The sequence below is a fragment of the Rathayibacter sp. Leaf296 genome (assembly GCF_001423045.1).
GTDB lineage: Bacteria > Actinomycetota > Actinomycetes > Actinomycetales > Microbacteriaceae > Rathayibacter > Rathayibacter caricis.
Map to the genome: position 1 here is coordinate 411,057 of NZ_LMNR01000001.1, position 17,448 is coordinate 428,504.

A 17,448-nucleotide genomic window follows, 5' to 3' on the forward strand; every position below is an offset into this window, starting at 1 on the left:
GGATCCTCCATGCACGGCCCCCGCCCCGTCCGCGCCGCCCGCGGCACCGCCCTCACCGCCAAGAGCTGGCAGACCGAAGCCGTGCTCCGGATGCTGATGAACAACCTCGACCCGGAGGTCGCCGAGCGCCCCGACGACCTTGTTGTCTACGGCGGCACCGGCAAGGCAGCCCGCAGCTGGGAGGCGTACGACGCGATCGTCCGCACGCTCGAGGCGCTCGAGTCGGACGAGACGCTGCTGGTGCAGTCGGGCAAGCCGGTCGGCGTGTTCCGCACCCACGAGTGGGCGCCGCGGGTGCTGATCGCGAACTCGAACCTCGTCGGGGACTGGGCCACCTGGCCCGAGTTCCGCCGCCTCGAGGCGCTCGGGCTCACCATGTACGGCCAGATGACCGCCGGCTCGTGGATCTACATCGGGACGCAGGGGATCCTCCAGGGCACCTACGAGACGTTCGCGGCCATCGCCGACAAGCGCTTCGGCGGCACCCTCGCGGGGACGCTCACCCTGACGGGAGGCGCGGGTGGGATGGGCGGCGCCCAGCCGCTGGCGGTGACGCTCAACGAGGGCGCGGTGCTGATCGTCGACGTCGATCCCGCGCGGCTCCAGCGCCGGGTCGACCACGGCTACCTCGACGAGATGACGCACGACCTCGACGACGCCCTCGAGCGGGTGCTCCGCGCCAAGGCCGAGCGGCGCGCCCTGTCGGTCGGCGTCGTCGGCAACGCGGCCACCGTGTTCACCGAGATCCTCGAGCGCCGAGTGGCCGTCGACATCGTCACCGACCAGACCTCGGCGCACGATCCGCTGTCCTACCTCCCCGAGGGCACCGGAGTCGCCGAATGGGCCGAGCGCGCCGCGGCGGAGCCCGAGGACTTCACCGTCCGCTCCCGTGCCGCGATGGCCAAGCAGGTGCGCGCGATGGTCGGCTTCCAGGACGCCGGCGCCGAGGTCTTCGACTACGGCAACTCGATCCGCGCCGAGGCGCAGCTGGGCGGGTACGAGCGCGCGTTCGACTTCCCCGGCTTCGTGCCCGCCTACATCCGCCCGCTGTTCGCCGAGGGCAAGGGACCGTTCCGCTGGGCGGCGCTCTCGGGCGACCCGGCCGACATCGCCGCGACCGACCGGGCGATCCTCGAGCTCTTCCCGCACGACGAGAAGCTGCGCCGCTGGATCACCTCGGCCGGCGAGAAGATCGCCTTCGAGGGTCTGCCCGCCCGCATCTGCTGGCTGGGCTACAAGGAGCGCCACCTCGCCGGGCTGCGCTTCAACGAGATGGTCGCCAGCGGCGAGCTCTCGGCGCCCGTGGTGATCGGGCGCGACCACCTCGACTCCGGATCCGTGGCGTCGCCGTACCGCGAGACCGAGGCGATGGCCGACGGCTCCGACGCGATCGCCGACTGGCCGCTCCTGAACGCGCTGCTGAACACCGCGTCCGGCGCCACCTGGGTCTCGCTGCACCACGGCGGAGGAGTCGGCATCGGCCGCTCGCTGCACGCCGGACAGGTGATCGTGGCCGACGGCACCGCTCTCGCCGCCGAGAAGATCGAGCGCGTGCTCACGAACGACCCGGGCACCGGAGTGATGCGGCACGTCGACGCCGGCTACGAGCGGGCCGCCGAGGTCGCCCGCGAGCGCGGCCTGCGCGTGCCGATGTGGGAAGGGGTCGAGGCCGAGTGAGCGCGACCGGAGGCGTGCCGGCGCTGCTCGCCGAGATCGACGGGGTCGGCCGGGACCGCACCCGCGGCGGCTACTCCCGCCACGTGTTCGACCGCGGTGAGCGCGAGCTGCGCGAGTGGTTCGTCGAGCGCGCGGAGGGTCTCGGTCTCGGCGTCGAGACGGATCGGAACGGGAACCTGTGGGCCTGGTGGGGCGAGCCCGGTGACGACGCCGTCGTGACCGGCAGCCACCTCGACTCCGTGCCCGGAGGGGGAGCGTTCGACGGTCCGCTCGGAGTCGCCTCCGCCCTCGTCGCCGTCGAGGAGCTGCGCGCGAGCGGAGTCGTGCCCTCGCGTCCGTTCGCGGTGGTCGTGTTCGCCGAGGAGGAGGGGTCGCGGTTCGGCATCGCCTGCCTCGGCAGCCGCCTGCTCTCGGGCGCGATCAGCGGCGAGCGGGCCGCCGCGCTCCGCGACTCCGACGGTGTGAGCTTCGGTGAGGCGGCCTCGGCCGCCGGGCTCTCGGTGCCCCACCTCGGCGTCGACCGCGAGGCGCTCGGGCGCCTCGGGCTGTTCGTCGAGCTGCACGTGGAGCAGGGGCGCGGTCTCATCGATCTCGACGCGCCGATCGCCGTGGCGTCCAGCATCCTGGCGCACGGGCGCTGGCGCCTCTCGTTCTCGGGCGAGGGCAACCACGCCGGCACCACCGCGATCGAGGATCGGCGCGATCCGATGGTCGCCGCGGCCCGCGCCGTGCTCGCCTCCCGCGAGGTCGCCGCCGAGCGGACACCGACCCGGGCGACCGTGGGCCGCCTCGTGCCCGTGCCAGGAGGGACGAACGTGATCGCCTCGCGCGTCGACACCTGGCTCGACGTGCGCTCGGGCGTCGACGCCCAAGCGCGTGCGGCGGTCGAGGACATCTTCGCCCGGGCGCACGCCGCCGCTGAGCAGGAGGGGTGCGCGCTGGAGGTCGTCGAGGAGTCCTACGGCGCCGAGGTCGCCTTCGACCCCGCCCTGCGGGATCGCCTCGTCGGGGCACTCGGCGGCGCAGTCCCGGTGCTGGAGAGCGGAGCGGGTCACGACGCCGGCATCCTGGCGGGGTCCGTCCCCACCGCGATGCTGTTCGTGCGGAACCCCACCGGCGTCTCGCACTCGCCCGAGGAGTTCGCCGAGGACGACGACTGCCGTCGCGGAGCGGATGCTCTCGTCCGCGTTCTGAGGGACCTGCTGTGACGGCCTTCTGGTGCGAGCGAGCGCTCGTCGATGCAGTCCCGGTGGATCGGGTGCGCATCGTGGCGGAGCGCGGCGTCGTCTCCCGGCTGGAGACCGGAGTCGACCCGCAGCCGGGCGACCACCGGCTGGGCACGGTCGCTCCGGGTTTCGCGAACGCCCACTCCCACCTGTTCCACCGGGCGCTCCGCGGACGCACTCACGCCGACGGCGGCGACTTCTGGCGCTGGCGGGACGAGATGTACGCCGTCGCCGCCGTGCTCGACCCCGCCCTCTACCGGGATCTCGCCCGCGCGGTCTTCGGCGAGATGCTCGCCGCCGGATACACGGCCGTCGGCGAGTTCCACTACGTCCACCACCGCACCGACGGCGCGCCCTACGACGACCACGCGATGGAGCTCGCCGTGGTCGACGCCGCGCGGGATGCGGGCATCCGGCTCACCCTCCTCGACACGCTCTACCTCGGGGCCGGACCCGGCCGCGGGCTGGAACCGGGCCAGGTGCGCTTCGGCGACGGCAGCGCCGGCCGATGGCTCGAGCGCTGGCACCGGCTCCGCTCCCGTCTCGCCGACCGGGGCGACGTGCTGCTCGGCGCGGCGATCCACTCCGTGCGCGCGGTCCCGGAGGAGGAGATCGCGGCGCTCGCCGCGGGGCTCCCCGCCGACGTGCCGCTGCACGTGCACCTCTCGGAGCAGCCGCGCGAGAACGAGGAGTGCCTCGCCGCGACCGGGCTCACTCCGACGGCGCTGCTCGCCCGCGCGGGCGTCCTCTCCGACCGCCTGTCGGTGGTGCACGCGACCCACCTGACGACGGCCGACCGCGACCTGCTCGGCGCGGCCGGCGTCTCGGTCGTGATGTGCCCGAGCACCGAGGCCGACCTCGGCGACGGCATCGGACCCGCGCGCGACCTCGTCGACGCTGGCACGTCCCTCGCGATCGGCTCCGACCAGAACGCCGTCGTGGACCCGCTGCTCGAACTGCGCGGCCTGGAGGCGGGGGAGCGCCTGAGCCGCGGCCGTCGCGGAGTGTTCACGCCCGCCGAGCTGTGGCGGGTCGGCACCGACGGCGGGTACCGCTCCCTCGGCTGGAGCGGGGGCCTGCGCGTCGGCGCGGTCTGCGACCTCGTCGAACTCGATGCGGAGTCGGATCGGACGACCCGCGCGCCGCTCGACTCCTCCCCGCTCGTCGCGACGGCGGCCGACGTGCTGACGACGATCGTCGCCGGCCGGCTCGTCGCTCCCGCACGGGGCCTGCTCGCACCGGCGCTGGACGCGATCGACGCGGCGCGCTCCGCCTCCCTCCCCTGACCTCCTCGGAAGGCCACTGCCATGACCTCGACCCTCTTCACCGGAATCGGACGGCTCGTCACCAACGTGCCGGCGGACGGCTCGCCTCCCCGCATCGGCGAGCTCGGAGCGGTGACCGACGCCGCGCTCGTCGTCGAGCACGGGCTCGTGGCCTGGACCGGCGCGGCCGCCGACGCCCCGGCTGCCGACGTCGCGGTCGGGATCGACGGCCGGGCGGTGATCCCCGGTTTCGTCGACTCGCACAGCCACCTGCTCTTCGCGGGCGATCGCGCCGCCGAGTTCGAGGCGCGGATGGCGGGCGCGCGCTACTCCGCCGGCGGCATCCGCTCGACGGTGTCGGCGACGCGCGCCGCGGACGACGCGACCCTGCTCGCGAACGCGCGGCACCTCCTCCGCCAGGCGCACGCGCACGGCACCACGACCCTCGAGATCAAGAGCGGCTACGGCCTCGACGTCGCGACCGAGGAGCGCCTGGTGCGCCTCGCCGCGCAGCTGAGCGACGAAGTGACGTACCTCGGAGCGCACGTGGTGCCCGCCGAGTACGCCGAGCGGCGCGACGAGTACGTCGACCTCGTGGTCGGCGCCATGCTCGACGCCTGCGCCCCGCACTCCCGCTGGATCGACGTGTTCTGCGAGACGGGTGCGTTCACTCCGGAGCAGGCCCGCCGCGTCCTCACCGCCGGCCGCGACCGCGGACTGGGCGTGCGGGTGCACGCGAGCCAGCTCGGACCCGGCGAAGGCGTGCGCCTCGCCGTCGAGCTCGACGCCGCGAGCGTCGACCACTGCACCTACCTCACCGACTCCGACATCGCCGCTCTCGCCGGCTCCCGCACGGTCGCCACCCTGCTGCCCGGCGTCGAGTTCTCGACCCGGCAGCCGTACCCGGACGCCCGCCGGCTGATCGACGCGGGCGTGCGGATCGCGCTCGCGAGCGACTGCAATCCCGGCTCGTCCTTCACGTCGTCGCTGCCGTTCTGCGTCGCGCTCGCCGTGCGGGAGATGGGGATGACCGCTTCCGAGGCGCTGTGGGCAGCGACGGCGGGAGGCGCTGCGGCGCTGCGTCGCGACGACGTCGGGTCGCTCCGCGTCGGTGCGCGGGCGGACCTCGTCGAGCTCGACGCTCCGGATCCGGCGCACCTCGCGTACCGCCCCGGGGTGCAGCTGGTGCGCAGGGTCTGGCGGGCGGGCGAGCTCGTCGCGGGGTGAGAGGCCGCGCGGCGACGCGGTGACCGGCTCAGGAGGGCAGATCCGGTGCGGGGTAGGCGTCCCAGCCGCCGTTGCCGCTGTCATCGCGGGCTTCGGCGGCGAGTTGGCGACGGATGTAGGCGCCGAGGTAGGGCAGGGAGAACTGGACGTACCCGCGTCCGGCAGCATGGACGTAGCCGCTCTCGATGAGCCGCTTCTTGTACACCTGGACATATGCGTCGGACACGCCCATCTGCTTGACGATGTCGGCGACCTTCGTGCGGTCGTCGTTCTCCGCCATCGCAGTGAGGAACTTCTGGTCGACGTCCGAGAGGTCCCCGAAGACGCGGCTGATGACGCGGCTCTCGACCGCCTTGATGGCCTTGTCGTGGGCGACGACGGCGTCGGCGAGGGTGATCGCGGGTGAGGTGGAATCGTTGCGCCAGGCGTAGTCGCCGGCCAGCTGCACCAGGTACGGGTAGCCCTGGGAGAGGGAGACGAGCTTCTTCAGTGCGTCGCTCTCGATGCGGCGGCCGCCGAGGCCGGCGGTCTCCACGAACACGCGGCTGGTCTCAGGCGCGGACAAGCGCTGGAACTCGACCTCACGAGAGCGCCGGAGGAAGGTGGTGTGCTCTTCGGCGAGGAGAGCGTCGAGGCTGACCCTCACTCCGGCGAAGACGACCATGATCTGGGCGCCGTCCTGGAGTGCGTGCGAGACCTGCAACGCGAATCGGCTCAGCTCACGCAGGCGCACCTTGCCGGAGGACACTTCGTCGATGGTGATGAGGATGCCGCCGCTCGCGCCGAGCGCTGAGGACAGGGCGACGAGGTCGGTGCGCAGCTGCGGCTTGACGCCGCGGTGCCGGTCGACGTACTCGATCTCCGCGCTGATCTCCCAGACCCCGAGCGAGGTCAGACGAGTGCGGCTCTCCGGGGTCATCTCGTTGATGAGCGCCGGGATGGTCGAGTCCATGACCCGTCCCATCAAACCGGCGCTGGCGTCGTCGCTGATGACCAGCCAACCGGCGTCACGCGCGTCGTCTTGAAGAGTCGTCAGGAACGAGGTCTTGCCTGCGCCGCGCAGACCCGAGACGAGAACGGAGTGGTTCTCGCCGAAGTCGAGCGTGTCGAACACCGCTCGGAGCTCGGTGAGCTCTTCCCCGTGACCGCCGAAGACGGCAGGCTTCCTGCCGTAGCCAGGGGTGAACGGACTCGGCGCGGTATCCACCATCTCGACCTCCAAACGGTATTTATTTTATTCTATCGCTCTTCTGAGTAATCGGCCCTTCTGCTGGCGGGTACTGTCGCGCGACCGCCTGCCTGTGCCACAGCCTTCCCGGGGGAGGTGCCGACCTCGCCGGCCCGCTCGGAACCGGTCCGGTAGCCGCGACTGTCGAGGAGCCCGCTCTGCGCACACGCCGCCCTTCGAATGCCGTCCGCGACCGTCCGACTCCTGCCGGTGCTTCACCAGTGGGACCCTCCGGTTGAGACCGATGCAGGCAGGTCAGTGTTCCGATCGTCATCCCGCCCGCCACACCTTTACACCGTCGAAGAGCGCGTCGAGACCCGTTCGAACTCGATCTTGTAGTGGCAACCCTCGCGGGCCAGCGCGACGAAGTCTTTCATCAGGTACGTGTGCAGCGCCGCCGCTTCGGCTGGCCGGGCCGGGTGCGTGGCGGCCGCGGTCTCGGCCGGCGCCCTGCGGTCACAGTTGAGTCCGCGCCAACGCAAGATTCTTCGCGGCTCGTTCTACGTCAGCCGACAGTTCCGACGATGACTGAGCGATCGCCAGGTTTTGCTCAAAAAGTTGTACAGCCTTCACCGCATTGCCCGCACTAAGGAAAATTTCCCCCAGATTATTTCGAGACACGAATGTCATCTGATTGGCGGGGCCGAAGGTGCTTACGCAATATTCAAGCTGCCTTTTTAGCAGCTTCAATGCTTTCCAAAAGTTGCCGCTTGAACGGTATGCTGCAGCTAAACTTCCGATCGCCGTGATGGTCGCCGGGTGGCTCGAACCCAGCGCCATCTGAGCTATTTCGTAGGCTTCCTCGCATAAGGTCACAATTTCTGCACCCCTGTCGAGTCGAATATAGGCTCCGACAAGGCTGTTCCTGCTTGTGATGGTATGTGCATGATCCAGTCCGTAAACCTTTTCTCGAGTACCGAGAGTGCTCCTATATAGATCGATCGCGACATCGACACTCCCAGACGAGAAGTAGGCATTTGCTAAATTATTCTGACTTGTAAGCGTATCCTTATGTTGGTCTCCCAGCAATGCGGCGCGCCCCTTGAGAACTCTCTGGTGAATCGAGATCGCCTGCCCAGCGTTACCACTTCTCTCATAGGCGCCGCCGAGGTTGTTCAAAATATTAAGAACAACTTCCCCGTTCGTGCCATGTATCCGCTCGGCAATCGGTAGGATCTCAAGGTAAATGGATATCGACTGTGAAAACTGGGTATCTCGTTCGAGAGCGAGGGCATAGTTGTTGAGTCCATGGATCGCGTCTGGATCACTACTCGATTCGAGCTTTCTCCATTCCGAGTGATTTACTTCATGAAGAGCCAAGGCTTTAGTCGTGAACCCGCCATGCAGGTACGATACGGCTAGAGCGTCACGAATATTCATTACAAGTTTATGGGTTTTGCCCAAGTGCCCCTCGGCGATGTCTAAGTATCTTGACAGGGCCATGGCTGGGCCCGGATCCGAAATTTGATTCTGTAGTCTCTGCACTTCAAGGACGATGCCGAGCACAGCGGGCGAATTCCAGAGCGTCCTCAACTCGTTCTGAGGAGTTAGGTCCGTAAGACTCTGGCCCAGCTCTCTCAAAGCGACCCGCGCTCGCTGGTGTTGCGCATCGCGAAGTTGCTGAACTGCGATCGATATCGCGGTTCCGAAAACGTTTAGCGCGGAATCTAATGATTCATCTTCATACTCTCCTAAACGCGCGTCGTCCCTCACCAAGCGCGCGAAAAGCCGATGCAAGGAGACTGTGCGATCAACAGTTTGCGTAAGGATCGACTCCCGTACAAGTATGCCGACAGCATCACGAGCTGTTTCTTGCTCGCCCAGTGCATATAGCCACTTTCTCGGAACGGAGCCACCGCCATGAAGCGCCAGGGCCTCCAGGATCCGCCTAGCCGCTGAGCGAATGGCGTCAGTCGGCATGCAGTCGAGGACAGACTGCTCGGCAAGTCTGAGCGCGCGCGTAACGTGAAGAGGGTACGGGTCTCCGCCTTCGCTCAGGAAAAGGGAATCGAGCGCTTGTGAGGAATTCAGCGCTTCGAGATATTCGCCATAAGTGTAGTCGCGGAGGCGGATGGTCGTCGCTGCTTGAGTTAGAGCAAGCGGTAAATACCCTAGTTTGGTGGCGATAGGCGCAGCCCGCCCGTCGTCCCGGAGTCCTGTCCCGTTTTCCAGGTGAGCTACGGATTGTTTTTCATCAAATAGCTGTACGGCGATCTTTATCCCGAAGTTTGAATCGACCACTGTTGTCGTCACAAGGACTCGAATGCCGGCGCCGGACGGTAGAAGCTCATTTAGGTCTTCGAACGCTTCCACGTTGTCGAAGACGAGCAGTCGGTCTCCTGAAAGATTCGACAAGTGCGTCAAAAGCATCTGAGCAGCTTCTTCGGCGCTAGCGTCGGACCTGAGCAGTTTTGCGCTCCAGGCCATGGCAGCTAAGTCTGCTATCGCTTGAGTTCTCGACGATGCTGTCACCCAACCGACAAAGGCCCAGCTGGCGTTCTCGCAGCGCTCTGCGAACAGCGCAGCCAGTTGCGTCTTACCGATTCCTCGCATTCCTCCCAAGGAGCAAATAGTTGCTCGGTCGTCGGCGACGAAAGCTTTCTCTAGGGCTAGCAACTCATCTCGAGCCACCGGTGTTGATATGACTCGTGGTCTTCGACCTGCCACGCGGAGGGCAACTGGTCTTTCGTCTTCAATCGTCTGTAGGGCTTGTGTGATCAAGTCTTCGACTTCGGCACGTGTAGTGCTCGCATCCACCAGAGGGGCTACGGTCTGCATCATCGCTACTACGCTGGCCCCGACTACGTCCGAGTCTATTGAGAGAGAACGCACGACTCCGTGCGTTGTTGCGATCAGAGCGTCGAGGTAGAACTGCCCTTCTTGGCTAAGGCCGTCCACTCTTGCGTCCACTTGTCCAAGTAGTTCGACTCGGAAATGACCTTCGGCTAGGAGTGCGCTACCGAGTAAGTTGCTTCGGTCGGCTCGATCGATTGCGCTCGTGAGGTAGGCGATGGACGCCTGCTTGTCAGCGTCGGTTACTTGCGAGTACTCGCCAGGTTGATCGGCCAGTCTGGAGGCGGCTTTTTCTGCCGCCAGACTAAAGGCCAAACTTCGACTTTTCTGCGCTCGATTAGAGCTCGCTGCCTCGCCCGCAAGGCTGACAGACCCTACTAGCAAATCAGGCATCCCCAAAAGCGTAAGGATGCTTGACGCGAGGGAAAAGTGATTTGGTCTACTCATCATTACTCGCTCTGTTCATCGTGTTCGATTTTCGACCTCTTCGCGTGATCTTAGATCGCGCTCGAGATTCGCGCTAGCGATCTATGCTTTTCGCGGTTCGTCAGTTGGCGGCCGGCAGACCATCGGACGCCCACTAAGCGGAGGAAGTGATGCGCCCAAGCTACAACTCGTGCTGCAAGTGGCGAGTCAGCGCCTCACGAGCAGGTGTACGTCACCCCGTCCACCACATGCACGCCCTCGCCCAGCTCCGCGCACGTCGCGAAGAGCCCGCCGAACAGCGTCCCCAGCAGCACCGCTCCGGCCGCCAACAGCAGGATCGTCACCGACGCGACGATGATCCCCGCCAGCGCCAGCCCGCGCGGCCCGCCGTCACGGCGGCTCTTCCGGAACGCGAGGACGCTCAGCACCAGCCCCGCGACGTCGAAGACGGGGAACAGCGCGAGCACGAGGCCGGTGACGGCCAGCACCACCGTCGTCGTGTACGCCGGCGTGGCGGCCGCGCGATCGGTGCTCACGCCCGCCCCTGCAGGATCAGGTTCCAGTACACCCACGGCAGCACGAACCGGTCCGCGAGGAACGTCGCCCGACGCTCCTTCGCGAGCCCCTTCCAGAACGGGATCGTGGGCTTCGGGCGGTAGCGGTCGTCGAACTCGGCGAACACGACGGTCTTCCGCGACACGACGAACGGGCAGACGGAGTAGCCGTCGTAGGTCATCGGCAGCGGCTTCCCCTTCCGCGCGGCCATGAGGTTCTTCGCCAGCGTCTTCGCCTGCGGGCGCAGCGCCCCGCCCGACTTCGAGTTGGTCGTCGCGGCCGCGTCGCCGAGCGACCAGACGTCCGGGAAGCGGACGTGCCGCAGCGTCAGCGGGTCGACCTCGACGAAGCCGCCGTCGGTCAGGCCCGAGCCCTCGAGGAAGGCGGGCGCCGACTGCGGAGGAACGACGTGCAGCACGTCGTAGGCCAGCGTCTCGCGGTGGTCGCCCTCCAGGCCCTCGAGCGACGTCGAGTGATCGGGTCCGAGCAGTGCGGTGGGCCGGTCCTCGCCCGCGAGCTCGATCGTCTGCGACGCGGCGTCCACCTCGACGAGCTCGCGGTCGTAGTGCACCTCGATGCCGTACTCGGCGACCTTGCGCTCGAGCTCGGCGTCGATGAGCGGCATGCCGAACAGGGTCGGCGTCGGCACGACCAGCACCACGTGGATGTCGTCGAGCACGCCCGTCTTCTGCCAGTAGTCGCACGCCAGGTACATCGGCTTCTGCGAGGCCCCGGAGCAGGTGGCCGGTCCGCTCGGCTGCGTGAAGACGACGGTTCCCGAGTGGACGTCGCGCAGCACGCTCGACGCCTTCCGCGCGTACTCGAACTCGTAGTTCGAGATGCCGACCGGCGACTCCATCGCCTCGACGAGGCCGGGCACCGCGTCCCAGTCCTTCCGGATGCCCGGGCACACCACGAGCTGGCCGTAGCCGACCGCGCGCCCGCCCTCGAGCGTCACCGTCTTCGCCACCGGATCGATCGTCGCGACCCGGTCCCGGATCCACGTCACGCCCTTCGGTGTCACCTCGCCCTGCGGACGGGTCGCCTTCGAGGCCGGCGCCGTGCCTCCGGCGACGTGCGAGAACATCGGCTGGTAGTAGTGGGTCGTGCGCGGCTCGATCACCGCGACGTCCGACACTCCGTAGCGTCGCAGCCGCCCCGCCACCGAGAGCCCGGCGTTGCCACCGCCGATGACGAGCACGTCGTGGTGCAGGGCGCGGGAGCCGGAGTCGGTCATGTGCCCACCGTAGGGGCCACCCCGCCCGCCGTCACCGGGTGCCCGCGCCCCTTGCGCGCCCGGTTCCCGCCGCCTAGCGGACACGAGCACTCCTTCGGGGCGAGCCGCGACCGGTGCGAGGATGACGTCGTGGCAGTGCAGAGGCGCGGACGATGACGGGCGCTCGGAGAGTCGTCGCAGGGCTCGTCGCGGAGGCCGTTTCGACGACCTCCCCCGCTCGGCGGCGGGAGCTCGCCGCCGACGCGTCTCCTCGGGTGCGAGTGGCGGTCGCCGAGAATCCCGGAGTGAGTGACGACCTGCTGACGGTGCTGCTCGGCGACGACGACCACCTCGTCCGCGTCACGGCCGCCGGTACCGCCGTCGACAGGGAGGTGCTCGAATCCGAGCTCGTCCGATCACCGGACCCGTGGGTGCGCTTCGTCTTCGTCAGCGCTGCCTGCGCGACGGGGCGGATCCCGAGTCGTGCCTCCCAGGAGCTCCTCGTGCGCGACGGCATGGCGGAGTCGCGGGAGATGCTCGCGCAGATCACGAGCTACCGGGACCTCTTCGATCTGCTGCTGCGCGACGAGAGGCCGAGTGTCCGCGGGTGGTGCGCCGCCAATCCGCGCGCTGATCGGACGGACGTCGATGCCCTGCTGAGAGACCCCGATCGCCGCGCGCGCTGCACGGCCGTCGCTTCCGGACTCAGCTTCCCGGACGCCGAGCACCTCGCCGTCGCTGCCCGCGACCGCTCCGCCGATGTCCGCTGGGCCGTCCTCTACCGCGCAGGGGCCCCTCGAGCGCTCGCCGAGTCGCTCGTGGACGATCCGATGGAGGACGTGCGGACGGCCGCGCAGACGATGGTGTCGAAGAGCGGGCTCTGGGGGCCGGGCGCCGAGGAGGAGGTGCTCGTCGACCGCGCCGAGCGGCGCCGCCGCGCCGGGATCGGATCCTGGATGCAGGTCTGAAGACCTAGCTCACACCGCGTACAGCTCGACCGGCTCCAGCACGAACCCGACCTCGACCCCCGGGGCCAGCTCGCGCCGCGCCGCCTCCGCCGGAGTCACGTCGGCCGCGAGCACCCGCCCGTGCACCCGCACCGCGTCCCCGCGCGGCTCCAGGTCGACGATCTCCTCCCGCAGCCCGCCCTCGCCCAGCGTCACGGCGGAGGGGCGCACCGCTGCGGCTACGGCCGACCCCACGGCAGCATCCGAGACGCCCGCGATCTCGCGCCCGTCCTCCAGCCGCAGCCCCGCGGCCGTCCGCACCCCGCGCACGAGGCGCAGCCCGGACAGCTCGGCGGTGAACGCCGTGCGCGGCCGCTCGAGCACGTCGGCGGTCCGCCCCTCCTCCACCACGCGCCCCTCGTGCATCACGACGACGCGGTCCGCGAGCGTCCACGCGTCGAGCACGTCGTGGGTGACGAGGATCGTGGTGCGGTCGGCGAGCACGGTCCGCAGCATCCGCCGCAGCACCGGTGCGACCCGCACGTCGAGCGCGGCCATCGGCTCGTCGAGCAGGAGGAGTCGCGGATCCGTCGCGAGGGCGCGCGCCAGTGCCACGCGCTGGGCCTGCCCGCCCGACAGAGTCCCCGGCCGACGATCGGCGAGGGGCAGCGCGTCCACGTCGGCGAGGCGGCGCTCGGCACGCGCGCGCGCCTCCGCCCGGCCCACCCCCGCGCTGCGCGGACCGAACGCGGCGTTCTCGCGGACGCTCAGGTGCGGGAACAGCAGCGGATCCTGCGCGAGCAGGGCGACCCCGCGACGGTGCGGGGGAGTCCACGCACCCGGCCCGAAGAGGACGGAGTCGCCCAGGCGAGCGCTGCCCGCATCGGGGCGCACGAGGCCCGCGAGCAGTTCGACCAGGGTCGACTTGCCGGCGCCGTTGGGCCCGAGCACCGCCACGGTCTCGCCGTCGGCGACCTCGAGCGCCACGTCGAACCCGCGGGAGGCGAGGCGCGCGTCGAACCGGAGGGTCACGGTCGCGCCTCCCGCCGGCCGTACGCCAGCCCGATCACCAGCACCGCGACGACCACGAGCACCAGGGCCAGCGCGACCGCCGCGTCGGGATCGCTCTCGCGCTGCAGGTAGATCTCGAGCGGCAGGGTGCGCGTCACTCCCTCGAGGCTGCCCGCGAAGGTCAGCGTCGCGCCGAACTCGCCGAGCGCCCGCGCGAACGACAGGACCGCTCCGCTCGCCAGCCCCGGCAGGATCAGCGGCAGGGTGACCCGGCGCAGCACGGTGCCCGGAGACGCGCCGAGCGTCGCGGCGACCGCCTCGTAGCGAGCCCCCGCGGTGCGCAGCGCGCCCTCCAGGCTCAGCACCAGGAACGGCAGTGCCACGAACGTCTGCGCCAGCACCACGGCGGTCGTCGAGAACGCGATCCGCACCCCCACCGCCTCGAGCGCGCCGCCCAGCAGGCCCAGCCGGCCGAAGGTGTACAGCAGCGCGAGGCCGCCGACCACGGGCGGCAGCACGAGCGGCAGCAGCACGAGCGCGCGCAGGATCCGCTGCCCGGGGAACGCAGTGCGCGCGAGCACCAGCGCCATCGGCGTCCCGAGCAGCACGCACAGGAGGGTCGCCGCGGCCGACGTGCGCAGGCTCAGCAGGAGCGCCGCGACCGACGAGTCGGAGGTGATCAGCGGCACGAAGCGCGGCCAGTCGACCCGCGCGAGGATCGCGACGAGCGGCAGCAGGACCAGCAGTGCGCCGACCGCGGCGAGGGCCACGACCCAGCGCGGCGGCGCGGATCCGGTGCGCATCAGGTGCGCGGCAGCGGCGTCTCGACGATCACGGTGGTCGCCTTCACCACCGCGGTGGCGGGGGAGCCGGGCTCGAGGCCGAGCTCGCGCACCGCCTCGCTGCTCATCAGCGAGACCACGCGGTGCGGTCCGCACTGCAGCTCGACCTGCGCCATCACGGTGTCCATCACGATGCTCGTCACGATGCCGACGAAGCGGTTGCGGGCCGAGCGCGCGACGGGCGACGGATCCTCCGGCAGCACCGCGTTCGCCCGGGCCAGCTCGGCGACCGCGAGTCCGTCGACGACGAGGCGGCCGGAGGCGTCCTTGCCGCTCTCGAGGACCCCGTTGTCGATCCAGCGGCGCAGGGTGTCATCGCTAACTCCGAGGGCGGCGGCGGCGTCACGGATCCGGATCTGCGGCATGAGGACGAGTCTAGGACCGCGGACGCGGAGACGCCCGGACGCTCCCACGGGTGGCCGGGCGATGGCAACCCCCTACAGCTCCGGCGGGAGCGCGACGGAGGCTGTCGGCGTCGAGGAGGAGGACGCATGCGAGCCATGACCTACCGGGGTCCGTACAAGATCCGTGTCGAGGAGAAGGGCCGGCCCCGCATCGAGCACCCGAACGACGCGATCGTGCGGGTGACGCTCGCCGCGATCTGCGGCTCCGATCTGCACCTGTACCACGGGCTCATGCCCGACACGAGGATCGGCCACACCTTCGGCCACGAGTTCATCGGAGTGGTCGACGAGGTCGGCTCGTCGGTGCAGAACCTGAAGGTCGGCGACCGCGTGATGGTGCCGTTCACCATCTACTGCGGCACGTGCTTCTTCTGCGCGCGCGGCCTCTACTCCAACTGCCACAACGTGAATCCGAACGCCACGGCCATCGGCGGCATCTACGGCTACTCGCACTCGACCGGTGGCTACGACGGCGGGCAGGCCGAGTACGTGCGCGTGCCGTTCGCCGACGTGGGGCCGAGCGTGATCCCGGAGTGGCTGCCCGACGAGGACGCGCTGCTGCTGACCGACGCGTTCTCGACCGGGTACTTCGGCGCGCAGCTCGGCGACATCGTCGAGGGTGACACGGTCGTGGTGCTCGGTGCCGGCCCCGTCGGTCTCGCCGCCGCCCGCTCCTCCTGGCTGATGGGAGCGGGTCGCGTGATCGTCGTCGACCAGCTCGAGTACCGACTGGCGAAGGCGCGCGACTTCGCGCTCGCCGAGACGGTGAACTACCTCGAGCACGACGACATCGTCGTGCACCTGAAGAAGACGACCGGCGGACTCGGTGCCGACGTGGTCATCGACGCGGTCGGGGCGGAGGCCGACGGCAATCTCATCCAGCACGTCACCTCGGCCAAGCTCAAGCTCCAGGGCGGCTCGCCGGTCGCGCTCAACTGGGCGATCGACGGCGTGCGCAAGGGCGGCACGATCTCGGTGATGGGCGCCTACGGTCCGCTCTTCAGCGCCGTGAAGTTCGGCGACGCGATGAACAAGGGCCTCACGCTCCGGATGAACCAGGCGCCGGTCAAGCGCCAGTGGCCGCGCCTGCTCGAGCACATCCGGGCGGGGTACCTGAAGCCCAGCGACATGATCACGCACCGCATCCCACTCGAGCACATCGCCGAGGGGTACCACCTGTTCTCGTCCAAGCTCGACGGCTGCATCAAGACCGTCGTGGTGCCGTAGGAGGTCACCGTGCCGTACACCGCCGACAAGCCGATCCCGCCGCCGACCGCGGAGGAGCTGCGCGCCCGCATCCCCGGCTGGGGCGCCGACCTCGACCCGGCCGACCGGCCCTCGTTCCCGCGCGAGCGCTTCGATCTCGAGACCGGGGCGCACTGGCACAAGCCCGAGCCGATGGATCCGGGGGAGTACCGCGAGAAGAGCATCGAGCACGAGGAGCTTCCGCCCGTCTTCGGCACCGCGCAGCCGCTGCACGGGGTCTCGGGAGCGATCCGCCGCTACGCCTACGACCGCTTCAGCGAGGGGCGCGCGGCCCACTGGCTGCTGCTGGTGCTGGGCGACCGGGTCGACGCGACCGGGGCGCACCTGCGCTCCCTCGCGACGCTGCGGCCCGACAACCCCGTCACCGAGACGGGCGTGCTCTCCGAGCTGGAGGCGCATCCGATCGCGTCGCGGCGCGGCCGCTCGGACGTGCGGCACCAGCTGCTGGATCCGCTGCTGGTCGCGGGGCCCTGGGTGCTCGGCGGCCTGGCTGCCGTGGCGCTCGGCCGGCGGCTGCTGCGCTGACGGCGGTCGTCAGGGAGCGCCGAAGCCGGCCGCGTCGAGGACCGCACGGCCGCTGTCCGCGGTGACGAACGCGGTGAACGCGGCGGCCGCCTCGGAGTCGGTGAGCGGAGCGATCGGGTAGGTGTTCACCGCCTGCTCGGCCTCGGCGAACGGCACGCCGACCACGTCGTCGCCCGCGCCCCGGACGTCGGTGACGTAGACGAGACCGGCGTCGGCCTCGCCCGAGCGGACCTTGCCGAGCACGTCGGTGACCGACGACTCCTCGCTGACGGGCTCGATCGTGAGGCCCGCCGCGCGCTCGACGGCGTCGGCCGCGGCTCCGCACGGCACCTGCGGTGCGCAGACGACCGTCGCCACGCCCTCGCGGGCGAGGTCGGCGAGGGAGCGGACCCCCGCGGGATTCCCCGGCGGCACGGCGATCTCGAGCACGTTCGTCGCGAACGGCACGGGATCGGCGGCGGTGAGCCCCGCCTCCTGCACCGTCCGCATCGTCGCGGTGTCGGCCGAGGCGAAGACATCGGCCGGTGCGCCGTTCTCGATCTGCGTGGCGAGATCGGACGAGCCCGCGAACGAGAGCTCGACCGTGGTGCCGGGGTTCGCGGCCTCGAACTCGTCGGCGAGCTCGGTGAAGACGCCGGTGAGGGAGGCGGCGGCGAAGACGGTGATGCTGCGGGGCTGGGGCGCTGCGCCGGGGTCGGTGGAGGGGGCGCAGCCGGCGAGGGAGCCCGCCAGGGCCGCCGCGGAGAGGGCGGCGAGGGAGCGGACTCGGAGCATGGGGATCCTCGGGTCGGTGCGGTTCCGCATCTGCGGCTGTGCGCCCACTCTACGACTTCGAATGCG

At 69.7% G+C, this 17,448-nt stretch carries 15 protein-coding genes; 7 read left to right on the top strand and 8 right to left on the bottom strand.

Annotation, left to right across the window (positions count from 1 at the left end; translation table 11 throughout):
* The first annotated feature begins 9 nt into the window (after positions 1-9).
* Genes hutU through hutI form a run of 4 tightly spaced genes read left to right on the top strand, consistent with a single transcriptional unit; the run spans position 10 to position 5,395 of the window.
* Complete coding sequence (hutU, locus tag ASF46_RS01725; protein ID WP_056867394.1) at positions 10-1,677, top strand: urocanate hydratase; 1,668 nt, start codon at positions 10-12, stop codon at positions 1,675-1,677.
* The gene (locus ASF46_RS01730; RefSeq protein WP_056866165.1) at positions 1,674-2,885 is read left to right on the top strand and encodes an allantoate amidohydrolase; all 1,212 of its coding nucleotides are present in this window, start codon (positions 1,674-1,676) and stop codon (positions 2,883-2,885) included. Before hutU ends, ASF46_RS01730 begins: the two co-directional genes overlap by 4 nt.
* Complete coding sequence (locus ASF46_RS01735; protein WP_056866166.1) at positions 2,882-4,189, top strand: formimidoylglutamate deiminase; 1,308 nt, start codon at positions 2,882-2,884, stop codon at positions 4,187-4,189. Before ASF46_RS01730 ends, ASF46_RS01735 begins: the two co-directional genes overlap by 4 nt.
* 21 nt (positions 4,190-4,210) lie before the next feature.
* The gene (hutI, locus tag ASF46_RS01740; protein ID WP_056866167.1) at positions 4,211-5,395 is read left to right on the top strand and encodes an imidazolonepropionase; all 1,185 of its coding nucleotides are present in this window, start codon (positions 4,211-4,213) and stop codon (positions 5,393-5,395) included.
* A gap of 28 nt (positions 5,396-5,423) precedes the next feature.
* Here the strand turns inward: hutI and ASF46_RS01745 are convergent, their stop codons facing one another.
* From ASF46_RS01745 to ASF46_RS01760, 4 genes are all read right to left on the bottom strand, one after another.
* Positions 5,424-6,605 carry an ATP-binding protein gene (locus tag ASF46_RS01745; RefSeq protein ID WP_056866168.1) on the bottom strand — a complete coding sequence of 394 codons (1,182 nt, stop codon included), beginning with the start codon at positions 6,603-6,605 and terminating at the stop codon, positions 5,424-5,426.
* 474 nt (positions 6,606-7,079) lie between these two features.
* Positions 7,080-9,809, bottom strand: a complete 2,730-nt coding sequence (locus ASF46_RS18680; protein ID WP_162240149.1) for a tetratricopeptide repeat protein — start codon at positions 9,807-9,809, stop codon at positions 7,080-7,082.
* Between the two features lie 248 nt (positions 9,810-10,057).
* Complete coding sequence (locus tag ASF46_RS01755) at positions 10,058-10,378, bottom strand: hypothetical protein (RefSeq protein WP_056866170.1); 321 nt, start codon at positions 10,376-10,378, stop codon at positions 10,058-10,060.
* Positions 10,375-11,634: an NAD(P)/FAD-dependent oxidoreductase gene (locus ASF46_RS01760; RefSeq protein WP_056866171.1), complete on the bottom strand. Its 1,260-nt coding sequence runs from the start codon at positions 11,632-11,634 to the stop codon at positions 10,375-10,377. Before ASF46_RS01760 ends, ASF46_RS01755 begins: the two co-directional genes overlap by 4 nt.
* 284 nt (positions 11,635-11,918) lie before the next feature.
* On the opposite strand from ASF46_RS01760, the gene ASF46_RS01765 reads away from it, so the two are divergent.
* Positions 11,919-12,581: a hypothetical protein gene (locus ASF46_RS01765; protein ID WP_157602150.1), complete on the top strand. Its 663-nt coding sequence runs from the start codon at positions 11,919-11,921 to the stop codon at positions 12,579-12,581.
* A 9-nt stretch (positions 12,582-12,590) separates the two neighbouring features.
* On the opposite strand, the gene ASF46_RS01770 is transcribed toward ASF46_RS01765, so the two are convergent.
* The 3 genes from ASF46_RS01770 to ASF46_RS01780 are packed head-to-tail and all read right to left on the bottom strand — an operon-like array spanning position 12,591 to position 14,778.
* Positions 12,591-13,592, bottom strand: a complete 1,002-nt coding sequence (locus ASF46_RS01770) for a sulfate/molybdate ABC transporter ATP-binding protein (protein ID WP_056866173.1) — start codon at positions 13,590-13,592, stop codon at positions 12,591-12,593.
* Complete coding sequence (locus ASF46_RS01775; protein WP_056866174.1) at positions 13,589-14,374, bottom strand: ABC transporter permease; 786 nt, start codon at positions 14,372-14,374, stop codon at positions 13,589-13,591. The genes ASF46_RS01770 and ASF46_RS01775 overlap by 4 nt, the downstream gene beginning before the upstream one ends.
* On the bottom strand, positions 14,374-14,778 hold the full coding sequence (locus ASF46_RS01780; RefSeq protein ID WP_055785804.1) for a TOBE domain-containing protein: 405 nt from the start codon (positions 14,776-14,778) through the stop codon (positions 14,374-14,376). Before ASF46_RS01780 ends, ASF46_RS01775 begins: the two co-directional genes overlap by 1 nt.
* Before the next feature lie 126 nt (positions 14,779-14,904).
* On the opposite strand from ASF46_RS01780, the gene ASF46_RS01785 reads away from it, so the two are divergent.
* On the top strand, positions 14,905-16,044 hold the full coding sequence (locus ASF46_RS01785) for a zinc-dependent alcohol dehydrogenase (RefSeq protein ID WP_056866175.1): 1,140 nt from the start codon (positions 14,905-14,907) through the stop codon (positions 16,042-16,044).
* Between the two features lie 9 nt (positions 16,045-16,053).
* Entirely contained in the window at positions 16,054-16,608 is a 555-nt protein-coding gene (locus ASF46_RS01790) for a hypothetical protein (protein WP_056866176.1), read from the top strand.
* Positions 16,609-16,617: 9 nt separating this feature from the next.
* Here the strand turns inward: ASF46_RS01790 and modA are convergent, their stop codons facing one another.
* Positions 16,618-17,382 (bottom strand): molybdate ABC transporter substrate-binding protein, encoded by a 765-nt coding sequence (modA, locus tag ASF46_RS01795; protein ID WP_056866177.1) that lies wholly within the window; start codon positions 17,380-17,382, stop codon positions 16,618-16,620.
* Positions 17,383-17,448 lie beyond the last annotated feature (66 nt).